Origin of the sequence: Pseudidiomarina planktonica (assembly GCF_900177775.1) — a bacterium.
In the GTDB taxonomy this organism is placed as follows: Bacteria; Pseudomonadota; Gammaproteobacteria; order Enterobacterales; family Alteromonadaceae; genus Pseudidiomarina; species Pseudidiomarina planktonica.
This window is the reverse complement of the sequence record NZ_FXWH01000001.1, coordinates 16,081-31,199: the sequence shown is the minus strand read 5'-3', so window position 1 is coordinate 31,199 and position 15,119 is coordinate 16,081. Positions and strand designations below refer to the sequence as shown.

General features: G+C 50.8%; 14 protein-coding genes. 9 read left to right on the top strand and 5 right to left on the bottom strand.

Annotated elements, in window-relative coordinates:
- Nucleotides 1–137 precede the first annotated feature (137 nt).
- Both CCE91_RS00140 and CCE91_RS00135 read left to right on the top strand, forming a co-directional pair.
- Nucleotides 138–581, top strand: a complete 444-nt coding sequence (locus tag CCE91_RS00140; RefSeq protein ID WP_086433240.1) for an HvfA family oxazolone/thioamide-modified RiPP metallophore — start codon at nucleotides 138–140, stop codon at nucleotides 579–581.
- Nucleotides 582–586: 5 nt separating this feature from the next.
- Nucleotides 587–1,492, top strand: coding sequence for a cation diffusion facilitator family transporter (locus CCE91_RS00135; protein ID WP_086433239.1), 906 nt, complete (start codon nucleotides 587–589; stop codon nucleotides 1,490–1,492).
- Nucleotides 1,493–1,503: 11 nt separating this feature from the next.
- Here CCE91_RS00135 and CCE91_RS00130 read toward each other — a convergent pair whose 3' ends face one another.
- From CCE91_RS00130 to CCE91_RS00120, 3 genes are all read right to left on the bottom strand, one after another.
- Nucleotides 1,504–2,997 carry a PH domain-containing protein gene (locus CCE91_RS00130; protein WP_086433238.1) on the bottom strand — a complete coding sequence of 498 codons (1,494 nt, stop codon included), beginning with the start codon at nucleotides 2,995–2,997 and terminating at the stop codon, nucleotides 1,504–1,506.
- A complete protein-coding gene (locus CCE91_RS00125) occupies nucleotides 2,990–3,478 on the bottom strand; it encodes a PH domain-containing protein (RefSeq protein ID WP_157984157.1) in 489 nt (162 codons plus the stop codon). The genes CCE91_RS00130 and CCE91_RS00125 overlap by 8 nt, the downstream gene beginning before the upstream one ends.
- Before the next feature lie 125 nt (nucleotides 3,479–3,603).
- A complete protein-coding gene (locus CCE91_RS00120; protein ID WP_234996218.1) occupies nucleotides 3,604–3,990 on the bottom strand; it encodes a DUF4168 domain-containing protein in 387 nt (128 codons plus the stop codon).
- Nucleotides 3,991–4,156: 166 nt separating this feature from the next.
- On the opposite strand from CCE91_RS00120, the gene CCE91_RS00115 reads away from it, so the two are divergent.
- The 7 genes from CCE91_RS00115 to CCE91_RS00085 all read left to right on the top strand — a co-directional run bounded on the left by CCE91_RS00115 (nucleotide 4,157) and on the right by CCE91_RS00085 (nucleotide 11,833).
- Nucleotides 4,157–5,665, top strand: a complete 1,509-nt coding sequence (locus CCE91_RS00115; protein ID WP_234996217.1) for a sensor histidine kinase — start codon at nucleotides 4,157–4,159, stop codon at nucleotides 5,663–5,665.
- Complete coding sequence (locus CCE91_RS00110) at nucleotides 5,662–7,053, top strand: sigma-54-dependent transcriptional regulator (protein ID WP_234996216.1); 1,392 nt, start codon at nucleotides 5,662–5,664, stop codon at nucleotides 7,051–7,053. The genes CCE91_RS00115 and CCE91_RS00110 overlap by 4 nt, the downstream gene beginning before the upstream one ends.
- Before the next feature lie 59 nt (nucleotides 7,054–7,112).
- A complete protein-coding gene (locus tag CCE91_RS00105; RefSeq protein WP_086433235.1) occupies nucleotides 7,113–7,799 on the top strand; it encodes a type 1 glutamine amidotransferase domain-containing protein in 687 nt (228 codons plus the stop codon).
- 64 nt (nucleotides 7,800–7,863) lie between these two features.
- Complete coding sequence (locus CCE91_RS00100; RefSeq protein WP_086433234.1) at nucleotides 7,864–8,838, top strand: LPP20 family lipoprotein; 975 nt, start codon at nucleotides 7,864–7,866, stop codon at nucleotides 8,836–8,838.
- Between the two features lie 15 nt (nucleotides 8,839–8,853).
- Nucleotides 8,854–9,552, top strand: coding sequence for a hypothetical protein (locus tag CCE91_RS00095; protein ID WP_086433233.1), 699 nt, complete (start codon nucleotides 8,854–8,856; stop codon nucleotides 9,550–9,552).
- 44 nt (nucleotides 9,553–9,596) lie between these two features.
- On the top strand, nucleotides 9,597–10,736 hold the full coding sequence (locus CCE91_RS00090) for a hypothetical protein (RefSeq protein WP_086433232.1): 1,140 nt from the start codon (nucleotides 9,597–9,599) through the stop codon (nucleotides 10,734–10,736).
- A complete protein-coding gene (locus CCE91_RS00085) occupies nucleotides 10,733–11,833 on the top strand; it encodes a hypothetical protein (protein WP_086433231.1) in 1,101 nt (366 codons plus the stop codon). Before CCE91_RS00090 ends, CCE91_RS00085 begins: the two co-directional genes overlap by 4 nt.
- Nucleotides 11,834–11,840: 7 nt before the next feature.
- Here CCE91_RS00085 and CCE91_RS00080 read toward each other — a convergent pair whose 3' ends face one another.
- Nucleotides 11,841–13,922, bottom strand: coding sequence for a TonB-dependent receptor family protein (locus tag CCE91_RS00080; RefSeq protein ID WP_086433230.1), 2,082 nt, complete (start codon nucleotides 13,920–13,922; stop codon nucleotides 11,841–11,843).
- Nucleotides 13,915–15,060 carry a PQQ-dependent sugar dehydrogenase gene (locus CCE91_RS00075; RefSeq protein WP_086433229.1) on the bottom strand — a complete coding sequence of 382 codons (1,146 nt, stop codon included), beginning with the start codon at nucleotides 15,058–15,060 and terminating at the stop codon, nucleotides 13,915–13,917. Before CCE91_RS00075 ends, CCE91_RS00080 begins: the two co-directional genes overlap by 8 nt.
- Nucleotides 15,061–15,119: the final 59 nt, after the last annotated feature.

Below are 15,119 nucleotides of genomic sequence, written 5' to 3'. Positions count from 1 at the left end.
TTTACACCGTGCTAAACTATTTACATTATTTTTTTGTAAGATGTCAAAACATAAGCCACTCTTAAAGATGAATAATAGACTGTTTAAACGCAGTACCATTAATTGATAAAACTAAGATCTACTCTGAGGAACCCGTTATGAAAAACAGAACATCTACTTCTCTTGCTGTTGGATCAGCGCTGGCACTAACTACCGCGCTTACTGCCACTGCTGCAGAAGCAAATCCATTTGGCTTTAATGAGTTAAAGCAAGGTTATGAAGTTTCGCGCATTGCCGAAGGTAATTGTGGCGGAGAAAAAAACAAATCTGAAAAAAGTAAAGAAGAGAAAGCCGAAGAAGGTAAATGTGGCGAAGGCAAGTGCGGCGGTGAAATGAAGCGCAAAGAAGCCAAAGAAAAAGCCGAAGAGAAAGCTGAGGAAGGCAAGTGTGGCGAAGGGAAATGCGGTGAAGGCAAATGCGGCGGCGAAATGAAGCGCGAAGAAATGAAAGAGAAAGCTGAAGAAAAGGCTGAAGAAGGCAAATGTGGTGAAGGCAAGTGTGGTGAAGGGAAATGTGGCGAAGGTAAGTGCGGCGCAGCTTAAGCTGAATGCACGCGCACCATCATCATAACGAACACCCGAACGAAACTGCTTCAACCCGTATTGGCTGGGCGTTTTTTCTAAACCTGGCCTTTACGGTCGTTGAATTTATTGGCGGCATTTTAACTAACAGTACGGCGATTCTGGCCGATGCTGTGCATGATCTCGGCGACAGCCTGTCGCTGGGGATGGCCTGGCTGTTGAACAAGCTCGGCCAAAAAGACGCAACCTCCACTTTTACTTATGGCTACCAGCGTTTGTCACTGGTTGGCGCCCTCATTAATGCAGTGGTGCTCATCACCGGGTCTGTCTGGATTATGAGCATGGCCATTCCACGCCTGTGGGAACCAGAAATGCCCATGGCTGAAGGTATGCTGGTTATGGCAGTAGTTGGTATTGCGGTAAATGGCTACGCCGCGTTTCGGTTAAGCCGTGGTAAAACGTTAAACGAGAAAGTACTGAACTGGCATTTGCTGGAAGACGTGATGGGTTGGGTGGCGGTATTTATGGTTGGCGTCATTCTGATGTTTGTTGACTGGCCCTGGTTAGATCCCCTGCTTTCAATTGCGTTTACCCTGTTTATTCTGGTGAACGTGGCGCGTTATCTGGTTACTACGGTGAAGCTGTTCGTGCAGGCCACGCCCGATGCTGAGTTGTACCAGAATATTTCGGTCAGTTTGCAGGAACTGCCTGCAGTTCAAAGTGTTCATCACTTGCATTTGTGGTCGTTGGATGGCGAGAGTCATGTACTGACTGCGCACCTGGTGTTAGCTGACGATCTTGATGCACCACAACGGCGTGACCTAAAAGCCAAAGTGGCTGAGGTGCTGGCGCCATTTTCACTGGCGCATACCACTATTGAGCTGGAAGCTCCGGTAGAGCAATGCCGCGATGAGCATTGTCCACCGGCTTAATGTATTGAGCGTTACATCCAACTGCCGCGATGGCTGCTTACTGCAGTTATAATATCCCGCTGTACCTGCTCTGCCTGCGATTTTTTCAACCAACTGACTTGCTCTGCACCCGCTGCGGTATAAACAGTTACCGAAGCCATGCCAAACCAGCGTAACCAGGGCGGTTCGCTCAGGGTTACTTTTTGCAGTTTATGTACGGGATACCAGCTTTGTCGGGCACCAATAAAACCGGTGCGCACAGCCAGCCATTGGCTGTCCCAGTGCAATCCAAAGCAATACCAACGGCGCCAACTAATCAGCGGTATAGCTATGCCAATAGCAACCATAGTTATTGCTTTGGGCAGAGTGTCGGTTACGCTAAATCCGGCTATGGTTAGTAACACCGCCAGCCAGAATAGCGTTGGCAGTACTACGCTGGCAGGGTTTACGCGCTGCCAGTTGGCCTGGGTCAGGGAGAATATATCGGTTAACTGGGTTCGCTGTGTCGCTGATAGCACCGGTATGGTAAAACTGCTAACCCCACCCGCAGTGGCTCGTGGCTGTAATTGTTTAATCAGTATGCTGAAACGATTCAGCCAGCGCGCCGCGAAATTTTGTTTAATGCGCACCAGTTGTAATTTTTCCTGCCGAATGGTCAGGCTGCGTTTGCTTACTAAACCGCTTTCGGCCTGATATTTTTCGTCATCTACAGTGAGCTTAAAGCCAAAGAAGCGCACTAACGCAAATCCCATGGAGCCCACTAGCACCAGCGCTATAGCAGCCACCGCAAGAACTACCCATAACCAGGAGCTAACCACATAGGAGCTTAGTTGGTCAGTTACTGTGATTACCCATTCCTGAATAACGCCAATGGACCGGTCAAATTGGAATAGCAGCGCAATAATAAATGGAATGGATAGCAGTGTGCGGCTGTCCATTACCCCAAACTTAAGAACCTCATGCACGGGCGTTTTAAGTTCAAGCAGAATGTTGCTGCTCATCGATGCTTCCGCAGAAGCGTCGACCGTTTCTGTTCCGGTTAAGTTCTGCTCAGCACGCCGGGCTTGCAACATGTCGTGCTTCATTGCGGTAGCTGTGGCAATGGGCAGTCCAGCCAGCTTCACTTCGTTAGCAGAAGAGCCGGCGCTATCCAGGGTCAGAATGGCCAGGTTAAACGGACGAAAATAAAATGGCTGATCAATTTCGGCTTGCTGAATGCGAGGGTATTCAAGCGCCAGCTGTACCCGGTTAAATACACCCTGGCGAATATAAATGGTTTGCTCGCCTACGCAGTAGCGAAAGTACCAATAGTGCAAAGCGCCACCCACAATAACTATAAGTACTATGGCTACCGGCACCAGGGTAAAGGCCCAGGCTCGCACGGTTTCGCTGAACACTAACGCGCCGGCCAGTGCTGGCGCCATATTCATGGCATTACGAATAAGTTGATATAGCGCCCGGCCAAAGAAAAACAGCAACGCAAATAATGGCAGGTGCTGCCATTGCTGGTTCGAATTCTCAGTCATGGCTTTGGTCTGCTGGCTGTTCAGTCATGATTTGATGCAGTACCAGCGCCTTCAGTTGCTCGGCTTTGCTATCAGCCAGGCCGGGAATACTGATGTCAGCACCGGCGCCACCAGCGGTGTACACAATGAGTCTGGACAATCCAAAGGCTCGCTCAATGGGCCCTTGCGATACTTCGGAGTGCTGAATTCTATTCATGGCTGCGGCCTGACGAGTACGCCATAGTGCGCCTTTGCGCAGCTGTAACTGATTTTCGTCAACGCAATAGCCGGTTAGCTCATAGCGCCGTGGTAACCACCAAAAGTGCAACACCAGAGTTATGAGTACTACGAACCCGCCTGTAGCCGCAGCCATAGTTAAGGACAGCTGCGAGGCGAAATGGCTGACAACGCCTAGCGCAATAATAATACCCAGGGTATTTAACCAGGCCAGGCTACGCAGATAATTGGGATACTTCGGACTTACTTTGTCAAAGTCGGGCATAACCATGTATTCCAGTAGATACGATGGTTTTCAGTGTACATGGTGCATGGGTGCAGCCCAAACAAAAAAGCGGCTCTCAATTGAGAGCCGCTTTTATACTATCCTGCTTATTCAGCAGTAGTTATTTATTCAGCGTCAGTGAAGGTTTCCAGACGAGCGCGAAGCTCTTCGTCTTGCTGCACACGCTGAACAATGGTGTTGTACTCTTCAGGGCTTAAGCCTGAATCGTTTACCGCTTCAACCATTTCTTGCTGTGCTTGCTGCTGAATAGATTGTGCTTGTTCAGCGTCTTCTGCTGATTGGAATTCTTCAGCGTACTTGTTGCTGATGTTGCGCACTTCGCTCATCGCATCGGCAAACTTTTCCAGCATGGCATCAGAAATTACCTGAACGTCCTGTCCTTGCTGCATTTGTGCTTGCTGAGCTTGTTGCGGTGCTGGCGCAGCAATAGCTGCAGTTGAACCCATACCGAAAGCTGCGATAGTCATTGCTAATAGTGTCTTGCGCATCATGTGCTCCTTGTTTTTCTCTATTTAAATTTAAGACGCTCACACTGTTGCGAATGCTGTGCCAACTTTTTAAAAATTATAAATAACTGAAATTAAAAGCTTTTTGTGTGTCGGTGATTTTTGGACTTAGCCTGTGTATACTAATGTCACACCCCAAATGGAGACACATGTGTCAAAAGTATCCAAACATAGCCGTTGGCGACTATCCGGATTACAGCGAACTTTGCTGCTGTATGTGGTTATTCCCATGTTGGTGTTGTCAGGGCTGGTGATCCGCTTTGGTTTGCAGTTCGCCAACGACCTGGTAACTGATCGGTTAGAGAGTGACCTTGAATTGGTGGGTCGGGCTATTCGCTTACCCATTAGCGAAGCGCTGGCCGCAGACAACATGGAAGCGGTGCGGGCGAATCTGGATTCGGTGTTCACTATAGGGCAGGTGTATGGCGCTTCGGTTTATGACACTGAAGGCAATCAAGTGGCCTCAGCCGGTATTACGGAATCGGATTTAACCGAAAGCGTATTAGCCGAGCAAGTAGTTAGTACCGGCCGCGAGCAGGACAGCTTTCGGTCGGTAGAAGGGCGTGATGTGTACTCGCGATTTCTTCCGGTAATAGACCGTGGCGGACAAATTAACGGCCTCATTCAGATAACCCGCCGCGCGAGTGATTTTGAGCGTTCAGTTGATCAACTGGCGCGACTAGCCTGGCTAAGCTGGGGCGTACTGGCTATCGCCACGGTATGCATTCTGATTTTCGGGCACTACCGGGCGGTTGGTCGACATATTGAGCTATTGGTAAATAGCATGCGCAAGGTTGCCCAGGGCGACAGGCAACACCGGGCGCAAGCGTCAGGGCCTGCTGAATTGCAGGAATTTGCGCGCGGTTTAAACGGCATGCTCGACAGCATTGCCGCGGCTGAGCGGGAAATTCTGCAGCGCCGGGAGCATGAAATTGACTTATTAAAACAGCTGCGCGAGCAAGAGAAAATGGCGGCCATTGGACAGGTTGCCAGTGGTGTTGCGCATGAACTGGGTGCGCCCTTAACGGTAATAGATGGACGCGCACAGCGGCTACTCAAAAAGCACGATGATGCCGACAGTCAGCGCCAACTGCAGGCGGTGCGTGGCCAGGTGCAGCGCTTAACCCGAATGGTGCGACAGTTACTGGCGTTTTCACGCACGCCGGTGGCGGTGCACGAGCAGGTTCTGACCGGTGAACTTATCGAGCAGGCTCGCGAGAGTGTTTCCTATGAACAGCAAGCGAATGGGCCTGAGCTGAAGCTAGTGCCACCGGCGCAGGACTTCCATGTGGCGGGTGATGTGCAGCGGCTGGAATTAGCCTTGGTTAATGTGATGCGAAATGCGTTACAGGCAGCAACCAGTCAGGTACAAATTGCGTGGACGCAGCAACAGAACCAGGTGTTAATCACTATTCGTGATGACGGCAAGGGGCTGCCAACCGAAAGCTCGAATCAACCTCTCACCACGCCGTTTGTTACCACCAAAGAGCAAGGCGAAGGCACCGGGCTGGGTTTGGCTATTGTGCAGTATGTGATTAGTGACCATGGCGGCACCTTGCAGTTAGCGAATCATCCCGACGGCGGGTGTGAAGTGTCTATTTTACTACCTTGTAATATCAATTCGGGTAACTCCGCTAATAACAGCTGGAGTAACTCATGAGCAGAACTATGACGCAGAATCAAAACTATCAACTGGCGATTGTTGAAGACGATCCGGGTTTACGCGAATTGCTGTACGAAGAACTGGAAAGCAACGGCTATCAGGTTAGCAGTTACGGCAGCTCGGAAGATTTTTTAGCTAGCCTAACGGGTAACCAACCGGATTTGGTTATTAGCGATATTCGCCTGCCTGGTATGAGTGGTATGCAGCTCTTAGAACAGTTACAGCAACGCAAAATCAGGCCTTCAATACTACTCATTACCGCCTTCGGTACTGTAAGCCAGGCGGTAGATGCTCTGAAGCACGGTGCCGATGACTTCCTGACCAAACCACTGGACTTGGAACATTTGCTGCTAAGCGTTGAGCGGTTGCTGGAGCACCGGGCATTACGCGAAGAAGTGTCTGCGTACCGGCAGCAACGCCAGCAAACGCCCTTTGGGATTGTTGGTCAAAGCCGTGCCATGCGCATGTTATTTCAGCAGATTGAACAAATAGCTGGTGCCGACGGCAGCGTCCTTATTCTGGGTGAAAGTGGTACTGGTAAAGAACTGGTGGCAAAAGCACTGCATCAACAAAGTGCCCGTAAAGACCAACCTTTTCTAGCGGTAAACTGTGCCGGTATTCCGGCCGATTTGCTTGAGAGTGAATTTTTTGGACATGCCGCAGGAGCTTTCACTGGCGCTCAGAAATCCCGGGCTGGGCTGTTAAAAGAAGCCGACGGCGGTACCTTACTGCTGGATGAGATTGGTGAAATGCCGCTGGCCTTGCAGGCCAAACTGCTGCGGGTATTGCAGGAAGGCACCATGCGCCCGGTTGGTAGTGACCAAGAAATTCGGGTGGATGTAAGAATTATTGCGGCAACCCATCAGAATTTAGAGCAGAAGATTGCCAACGATGAGTTTCGAGCTGACTTATTCTATCGGCTGGAAACCTTCAGTTTGCAAGTGCCCAGATTACGCCAACGCGGTGATGACTTAGAGCTACTCGCAAATTTCTTTTTAAGCGATTTACAGCAAAAGCAGCCGAAGCCTGTTCGCAGCATCAGCGCTGAGGCTTTGGATACGCTTTATCAATATACTTTCCCAGGCAATGTGCGGGAACTACAAAATGCTATTGAGCGAGCCTATACTTTCTGTGATGGGGAGGTTATTCAAGCTTCACACTTACCGGAGCGTATTCAAAGCTTCGACGCTCCGGCAGTGGTGGATTCAGAATTGGCAGTTGAGAGAGGTGCTGATGATGACTTACCGAGTATGCAGGATCTTCAACAACAACATGTGCAACGGGTCATGGACTTTACTCAAGGAAATAAGCGCCGCGCCGCTGAGATTCTGGGCGTAACGCGACGCACTTTATATCGTTGGCTGGCGCAGGAAGGTGATCAATAGCCTTACTGCCTGCGTAGGCTACTGAGAATCACATGTAAGCAACCTAAGGACGCGACACGATGAAAATTTTGATGGTACTAACCTCGCACGACAAACTTGGCGATACGGGTAATAAAACCGGCTTTTGGGTAGAAGAATTTGCCGCACCTTATTATACCTTTATCGATGCCGGCATTGAGGTGGTATTGGCATCTCCGGCTGGTGGCCAGCCGCCGATTGATCCGAACTCCGAACAAAGCGATGCCCAAACGGATGCAACCAAGCGCTTTTATAACGACGAAGTTACCTTGAAAAAGCTGAGTGAAACGGTGCCGCTAAACGATGTTAGTACGACTGACTTCGACGGCATTTTTTATCCGGGTGGCCACGGTCCGTTATGGGATTTAACCTTCGATAAAAAATCCCAATATTTAATTGAAAGCTTCTGGGCTCAGGGCAAGCCTGTGGCTGCTGTTTGTCACGCCCCTGCGGTGTTGCTGGGCGCCAAGAGTGCTGGTGGCGATCCGCTAGTGCAGGGCCGTACCGTAACAGGCTTCAGCAACAGCGAAGAAGAAGCCGTTGGCTTAACCGATGTGGTGCCCTTTTTACTGGAAGATGCGCTAATAAAAGCCGGTGGCCATTATCGTAAGAAAGACGACTGGGAATCGCATGTGATTCAGGACGGTATGTTGATTACCGGACAGAACCCTGCGTCGTCTGAAGCAACGGCCGTGCAGATGCTGGAATTGCTGCGCGCTATGGGTTAATTTTTTTAGTTGAGAAACGTAAATTTTGTGTTAAGGTTTTTTCTGATCTAGACGGAATTAGACCATGACAAAACGTTTCTTATTCTTCATTTTGTGCGCGGCACTTAGCTGTATTGCCTGCGCGCAAACGGCGCCCGACTGGTATTCGCAGCCGGGCGATCCGTCTTCCAACAGCGCGCCGCAACTTACTTCTGTGGGTACCGGGGCGACGCTGGAGTCAGCCCGACAAGATGCTCTCGGCAGCCTGGTCAGCATGCTCTATGCTGAAGTGAGCCGTAAAACCGCAACCGGTTACTATGAAACCAATCAAGCCAGCCAAACCTACGTTGCCGGAACCACCATTGTAAATACCGACAGTTTACCGCTACAAAATGTAGAGGTATTAAAGTCGGAACAACGCCAGCAACGCTATTATGTTCAAATTCAGGTGCCTGCCAGCAGCTTGGCCACGGCTCTTGAAGAGGCTTCTGTAAAGGCGTTAACCACACCCCCCTCGGCAAAAAATCAACTTATTGAAGCACTCATGCTGATGCAGGCGTTGCAAGAATTCACTACTATTGAACACTACCTGCCAGTGTTACGCAGCTTATCAAACGAGCTTGCCGAACGTGTTTCTGCGTTGCGTTCAAGCCAACAGAACGAGCTTGCCAGAGTGGCGCAGAACATAGATTTTTCCTGGCAGGCACCGCCTTCATTGAATGAATTTGGTGGTGACATAGCCGCGCGGCTGAATGCACACGGTTTTAGCACTTCTTCGGTAAGTAACAATTCTTCCAGTACACCTTCCGGTTCGAAACCCGAGCAGTGGCAGTTAGTCATTTCTGGTCAGTTTCGGGGTGGTAAGCAAGCCAACGTTGAGGTTGACCGTCAGCAGCTTAAACAACTGCGGTTGAATCTTCGCTGGTATCTCAATAATGACTTCACGCAACCGGCGTTAAGTTCGCAAATTATACTGGTTGGTTACGGTAGCAGTCAGGCAGCGGCGGAGGAGGATATTCAACAGCAGCTCCAACAACTGCCAATAATCAGTTTTATTTAAAAGGAATTAAGCAAGATGAAAGCAGCAACATTTATTCTTACCGCGGGTTTAATGCTAACCCTAAGCGGCTGTATGGCCACTGGCGAAGACAGCATGGCGCGGTTAAGTAACGAAGAAATTGCGGTAATGGATTTAACCGAGCGGGAGCTATCGTTACGCACCGACATGGAAGCTATAGGTTTTGAGCATCAACCGTTTTCGACCACCATTGATACTTTCACCATGCCCATTAACGATCTCTTTGTGAATCAGTACGAGTTAATGGAGCAGTATCGCGCCATTCAGGAAGAACACATAGACGTACAGTCGTTTTTAAATGCCAACGACGGCAAGTCTGACGACGAGTTATTAGCGGCAGCTATGGCCTTTGATGCAGAAGCTGAATCTGAAGATCAAAAAATTCTTCCTAGTCTGCAACGCTATGAAAGTGCCAACGACGCTATATTTTCCAGTAATTTGGCGTTGGCCACCAAGCTGACTATGCAAGCGGTTCGATTGTATGACCTGTCGCAAATTGACTTAGCTGCGTTGTTGGAAGACGAAGGCATGATGATGCTTACGAAAATTGGCCAGTTTGGTGAGGTTTATGATCGCGCCAAAGCGCAATTGGATTACATTGGCTACGCCAACGAGTACATTGAACACAACGAGAAACTTGTTCAGCAACTGCAGAACCTGCAAGGTCTGAAAACGGCTTCGAACGCCAGCAATTAAGCACCGGCATTTATTTACCAGCAGTTACGCGAAAGGACAATGGCATGAAGAACCTCTACAGCGGTATCGCATTAAGCCTGCTGATTTTAAACGGCTGTGCTTCTGGCGTTAGCGTAAAGCACCCACCGGAACAAAAGATATCACGTAACAGCGACCGCGCCGCCTCTACTGTGGAAGGCGGTAAGTCAGCTTATGATTTTGCCGATCGCGACATTGCCGTACCGGCATATTTCGACACTCAAGGGTTAGAACTGTGCACCTTTGATGGTCGCAACGAAGCTGCAGGCTGTCCGTTGAAAAAGCCCCTGATACGGGTTTATTTCGACGGTAACGACTATCAGGGCGCTGATGCCGAAATGGCCAAACGCGCTGGCCTGGATAATCAGAAACTGCTGCTGATGTTTGAAAACCAGGTTGCTGGGGTGAATCGCTTTCAAGTTGTGACTCAGGACGAAACGACCGTAAACGCTGAATTGGCAAAGCAAATTGAGCAACAGGGTGCAGCGGCAGTTGCCGAGCAACGGGCGCAGCGCGGTATCGCGCAACCTGAGTTCGTGTTGAAGCTGGACACATTGAAAACCGCGGATCGCTTTTATGCGGAGTACAACGGTGTTATGCAGTACGCATTGGAAATCACGTCCAGCGTTATTGACCCTTACACTATGGTGAAATTACCACAGCCGAATATTGGCAAAATTCGTGTGCGCGGTGACGACGTGTGGGACAAAAACGATCTGGTATTCGTGGAAGTAAGTGGACGCTATTACTCGGGCTATCAGTATGACGACCCGCAAAGTGTGCAATCGGTATTTAATGACATGGCCTCACGTGGGTTCGATATTTTGATTTCGCGGTTGTTAAGCGAAATGCCGGCTACGGGTCAGGTACTAGGTGTGCGGGGCGATCAAATCACCTTAGACAGAGGTCAGAATGCAGGCGTGCTACCGAACGAAACCATGATTATTTTTGAGTATGAAGCCGGGTTTGTTGAGCCTATTGGTGTTGCAGAAGTGAACCCTTCCAGCACCTCGGCCAATGGCCGCATAGTGCGTTGGAAGCAAAGCCAGCGAGCGCGTGAAGTGCGCAGTGCTGCCAACAATGCCATTTATCGTCCGGCCTCCGAGCGGCGTTTGTTCGCAGTAAGCGTGGGTGCACCTGAATCTTATCTGGATTCGCGCTTATGAAAATAAGCCGTAAGTTACAGCTGGTTAGTATGACCGCCTGCTTAACTAGTGTGTTGAGTTGTGCGGGTGTTGCTCAGGAGCCGGCCAGCCAGCTGCTTACGGCGGAAGCTTGCGCCTATGGCCGTGGCGCTTCGGCCATTGATGCGGCAACAACTCTGGCCAACCGTAAGTTAGCCGAACAGATTCAGGCGCTGCCTGGTGAAGCCTTGGCCATTTCTGCACAGCAACGTAATGCTGCAGCAAGCGCAGCCAAAGCTGGTGAATTCGCTCCGAATGAGTTGAGCGGCCAGTTGCAGGGTAACGACACCTGCGTAAGCTATCAGGTAGACACTGATCAGTTGCTCAGCTATCAAGAATCCCAAGCCCTTGGCGATGTGGTTTGGGACGATGAAGCAGTGGCAGCAGTAACCGTAGTCGGTGAAGGGTGGGCTGATGAAGAGCAAGGTTTAACGGCGCGGCAGGCGGCCGAATATGACGCCTTGTCGCGCGCTGTGCAAATGGTTGCTGGTGCTGTTATTGAAGATAATTTTAGTGCCGATATGGCTGCCAAAGTTCCCAGCCGCGTATTGCGTTCGCGCCGCTTGCGAAGCAGTGGTGTGGTGCAGGAATTTTCGTATTTGGGTGAGCAGCCTCTCGCCGATAACGGTTTTCAGGTAACCTTGCTGGTGCAGGTTCAGGCCGAGCCGCTACTAACCGAGTTGGAGCAGTTGTTTGATTTGCTTGGCGACCCGGTGGTTTATATTGAACCATTGCCAAGAGAATTCAGTGCTGTTCAAAGTCATCTGGCTCAGGCTATTAATGAGTTAGGTTTGAGTGTGACCGAAGATGCTGCAGACGCGTTGTTAACCTTGTCGGTTGATGCGCAATTACGTGAAGTTAGTAATGGTGCTCAGTTGGCCCTTGCGGTGGCGGTGCACAACACGTTGCAACAGCAGTTGGCGGTGTGGCGGAACCAACCGCACTTAATCACCCTACCCATGGCTACCAGCAGCGCCGCGCAATTAAGCGAATTCCATTTCGCTATGCAAAGCCAACAGCAGCAGTTGAAAGATACCATTCAACAAGCTGCTGAAGTGCTTTACGAGCAAGGTGGCTAAACCTGCGTTACCACATGCGTTTGAATTCAATGCCTGCGCTGGCTGTAATGCCCGGCGCAGGTTCAAATGCGCGTCCACTGCCCTGATTCACAACCACCGCACCAACGTATTGTTTGTCGGTTAGGTTGTCCACTCGCAACCAGGGTTCAATACGCCATTGCGGCGTGTTGAATTGCCCGGCTAAAGCGGCATGAAACACGGTTCTACCCGGTGCAATCACGTCATTGCTGTCAGTGGCGGCAATATCACTGCGATAATCGGTTACCAAACTCAACGTTAGCGGTAACTGCACCGGTAACTGCCAGTCAAGCTTCCAAAACGCGCTGCGTTCAGCAATGCCAGGAATTCTGCGACCGGCAACCGCTGCTGGCTGATCATCACCAAAGCTGGCGTCTAGAAAGTGCGCTGAAAAACGGCTGCTCACAGATTCGGTTAATGCCCACTGCGCTTCAAGTTCAACCCCGTATCTGGTGGTTTCACCAGCATTGCGATAGGTGGTGCGGCCGTCGTTTGATTGGTCCACTAATAAGGTGTCTTTAGTGTCAATATGGAAGGCGCTTACCGACAGTTGATCGCTGGCATTCATGCGCCATTTCAGGCCCAGCTCGCTTTGTCGGTTAAAGCTAGGTGCTAAGGCGGTATTTAAGCCGCTGCCTTCATTGCGATAGGCCATTTCGGTTAAGGTTGGTGCAGCGAAACTGCGACCATATGCAGCGAAAACAGTCACATCGTCGGTTAAATTGTGATTTGCGGCAAAAGACCACGCCAAGGCATTATCGGTGCGTTCACCGCTATCGTCCGGGCTGGCTGCGGTAATGTAATTGTCGTCAACGGCAAACGACAAGTCGCTGTAGCGTACCCCGGCAATCAGGTTCCAGTCGCGGGCAACCTGCCAGTCGGCCAGTGCGTAACCATCAAAGGTTTCCACCCGACCTACTTCATCACGGCGTAATTCACCGCGTTCACCGAAATCGTTCACATAACCGCGTCGGGTGTCGGTTTGCTTTTCCAGTTCAGCGCCAACGGACACATCCACATTCTCGAGTACCGGTTGCGTATATTGCGCATTGATACCGGAGAACTCCCGCGCCAAATCAATCACCGCACCTGAGCTGGTTGGGGCACTACCCGGAAACGGTAGATACTGCTCCACTTCACGCTCTCCCCGCCAGGCGTTCACATACCAGGGGCTGGCGCTGTCGTTTTGCAATGACAGCGATGCTTGCCGGTGCAAAATACGTTTGCGCGTGTTGAAGGTGGTAGCGCCACCAAAGGTTTGGTCAGGATCTTCGCGCCAGTCTGCTGGGGTTAGTGCGCCCGGATCTTGTAATAAAGGCGCATCGTTTTCGTCTAAGCGCAGCACCAGTCTGGTGTTATCCAGTACTTGATAATGCCAGCGCAAGGCGAGCTGGTCGCGTTCAGCACTGTTGTGCGCTCGAGGTCCGTCGGTACGGAATCGCGCTGCGGTAAGCTCCAGCGCATGCGTTTGGCTGGAATCAACCCAGCTACCCTGCAATAACGCGCGGTTGGTATCGTGCTCGGCCACCATGGTGTCCAGCGTTACCGAGCTTTGCGTGGGCATGCGGCTACGCCATGCAATAACACCACCGGCGCCGTTGCCGTATAGCGCGGCTAACGGGCCACGCAGAACTTCAACGTTATCGGGTTCGTCTAACAGAATGCTGGAGGTTTGTGCCTGACCATCGGGCATCGACAACGGAATGCCGTCTAAGGTTAGCAGTACTCCTCGAACCCCAAAGGCCGAACGGGCACCGAAGCCGCGCATGACAATGCGCGTGTCCTGCGCGTAGTTAGCGCGACTATCGGCTTGCAAACCGGCAATGCCACCTAATAGCTCGGCGGCGTCAATACGCAGGCCGGGAAGCTGCTCCGAAGTGCTCACATTGCTAACACTGGCAGGCGTGCTAAACCAGGTACGCTCAGTTTGTGTGGCGGTAACTACAATGCGCTCGTCAACACCATCGGAAACATCCGGTTGTTGCGCCATGGCGCTAAAGTTGCCACCCCAGAAAAAGAAAAAGCCAGCACCGAAGGTCAGTGCTGGCTGTTTTAGAGACAACTTAATCATTGGCTGGTTTCACCTGTACCAAGCGACCATCAGGGTCATCCGTTAGCAAGTAAATGTAACCGTCTGGGCCTTGAGTAATGGCGCGGACGCGTTGCTCAATGTCACCTTTTAACAAGGTTTCTTCGTGCATTACCCGCTCACCTTCTAAGTCCAGGCGGGCAACGTGGCGGTCACGCAGTGCACCGACAAACAAATCACCTTGCCACTCGGGGAACTTGTCACCGGTGTAGAACATAATGCCGGCTGTAGCAATAGAAGGAACCCAGTAGTAATGCGGTTGTTCAGCGCCTTCCAAGTGCGTGTGCTCAGTCAGAATGCTGCCGTCATAGTTAATGCCGTAGCTAGCGTCCGGCCAGCCATAGTTGTTGCCAGCTCTAATGATGTTGATTTCGTCACCACCGCGCGGGCCATGTTCACTTGCCCACAGCTCTTTCGTTTCTGGGTGTAATGCAGCGCCTTGCACGTTACGGTTACCGTAAGACCAGATTTCCGGTAACGCACCGTCTTTATTCACGAAAGGGTTGTCTTCAGGAACGCTGCCGTCAGGCCAAATGCGTACTGTCTTGCCAATGTGCGTGTCTAGCTCTTGTGAAGCATCTTTACGTGTTTGGCGATCACCTAAGGTAATGTACAAATGCCCTTCAGGTGAAAACACTAAGCGAGAACCAAAGTGGCCCGTGCTTTCATATTTTGGATACTGCTGAAAAATCACTTCCACATCGGTTAATGCATTACCGTCAAGCTTGGCACGAGCTACCGCTGTGCTGTTTTCTTTATCGTTGTCTGGATTTGGCTCTGCATAGCTGATGTAAATATAGCTGTTGTTAGCGAAATCCGGATCTACAGCCACGTCTAGCAGGCCACCTTGATTGCGTGCATCTACTGCGGGAACACCACTTAGCGGTTCACTCACGGTGCCGTCTAGCGATACCCGGCGTAAATGTCCGGGGCGTTCAGTCACCAGAACTTCAGTGTTACTGATGAAGGTCATGCCCCAGGGGTTTTCCAGACCATCGGTAATGGTATGCAATTGCACGTCGTGACGTTCGGTTTCAATGGTGTCTGATTGTGCCAGTGCCGGCATGGCGGCCGTTGCAACCAAAGCACTCAAACTTAACGCTAATAGGCTTGTTTTCATAATGTCCTCTTAAGTTGTTGTGGACGGACTATTCTGTGTTCAGTGTACGATATAAAAAA

Coding starts and splice junctions, on each gene's coding strand:
- CCE91_RS00140 (WP_086433240.1), top strand. CDS start 138: ATGAAAAACAGAACATCTACTTCTCTTGCTGTTGGATCAGCGCTGGCA.
- CCE91_RS00135 (WP_086433239.1), top strand. CDS start 587: ATGCACGCGCACCATCATCATAACGAACACCCGAACGAAACTGCTTCA.
- CCE91_RS00130 (WP_086433238.1), bottom strand. CDS start 2,997: ATGACTGAGAATTCGAACCAGCAATGGCAGCACCTGCCATTATTTGCG.
- CCE91_RS00125 (WP_157984157.1), bottom strand. CDS start 3,478: ATGCCCGACTTTGACAAAGTAAGTCCGAAGTATCCCAATTATCTGCGT.
- CCE91_RS00120 (WP_234996218.1), bottom strand. CDS start 3,990: ATGATGCGCAAGACACTATTAGCAATGACTATCGCAGCTTTCGGTATG.
- CCE91_RS00110 (WP_234996216.1), top strand. CDS start 5,662: ATGAGCAGAACTATGACGCAGAATCAAAACTATCAACTGGCGATTGTT.
- CCE91_RS00105 (WP_086433235.1), top strand. CDS start 7,113: ATGAAAATTTTGATGGTACTAACCTCGCACGACAAACTTGGCGATACG.
- CCE91_RS00100 (WP_086433234.1), top strand. CDS start 7,864: ATGACAAAACGTTTCTTATTCTTCATTTTGTGCGCGGCACTTAGCTGT.
- CCE91_RS00095 (WP_086433233.1), top strand. CDS start 8,854: ATGAAAGCAGCAACATTTATTCTTACCGCGGGTTTAATGCTAACCCTA.
- CCE91_RS00090 (WP_086433232.1), top strand. CDS start 9,597: ATGAAGAACCTCTACAGCGGTATCGCATTAAGCCTGCTGATTTTAAAC.
- CCE91_RS00085 (WP_086433231.1), top strand. CDS start 10,733: ATGAAAATAAGCCGTAAGTTACAGCTGGTTAGTATGACCGCCTGCTTA.
- CCE91_RS00080 (WP_086433230.1), bottom strand. CDS start 13,922: ATGATTAAGTTGTCTCTAAAACAGCCAGCACTGACCTTCGGTGCTGGC.
- CCE91_RS00075 (WP_086433229.1), bottom strand. CDS start 15,060: ATGAAAACAAGCCTATTAGCGTTAAGTTTGAGTGCTTTGGTTGCAACG.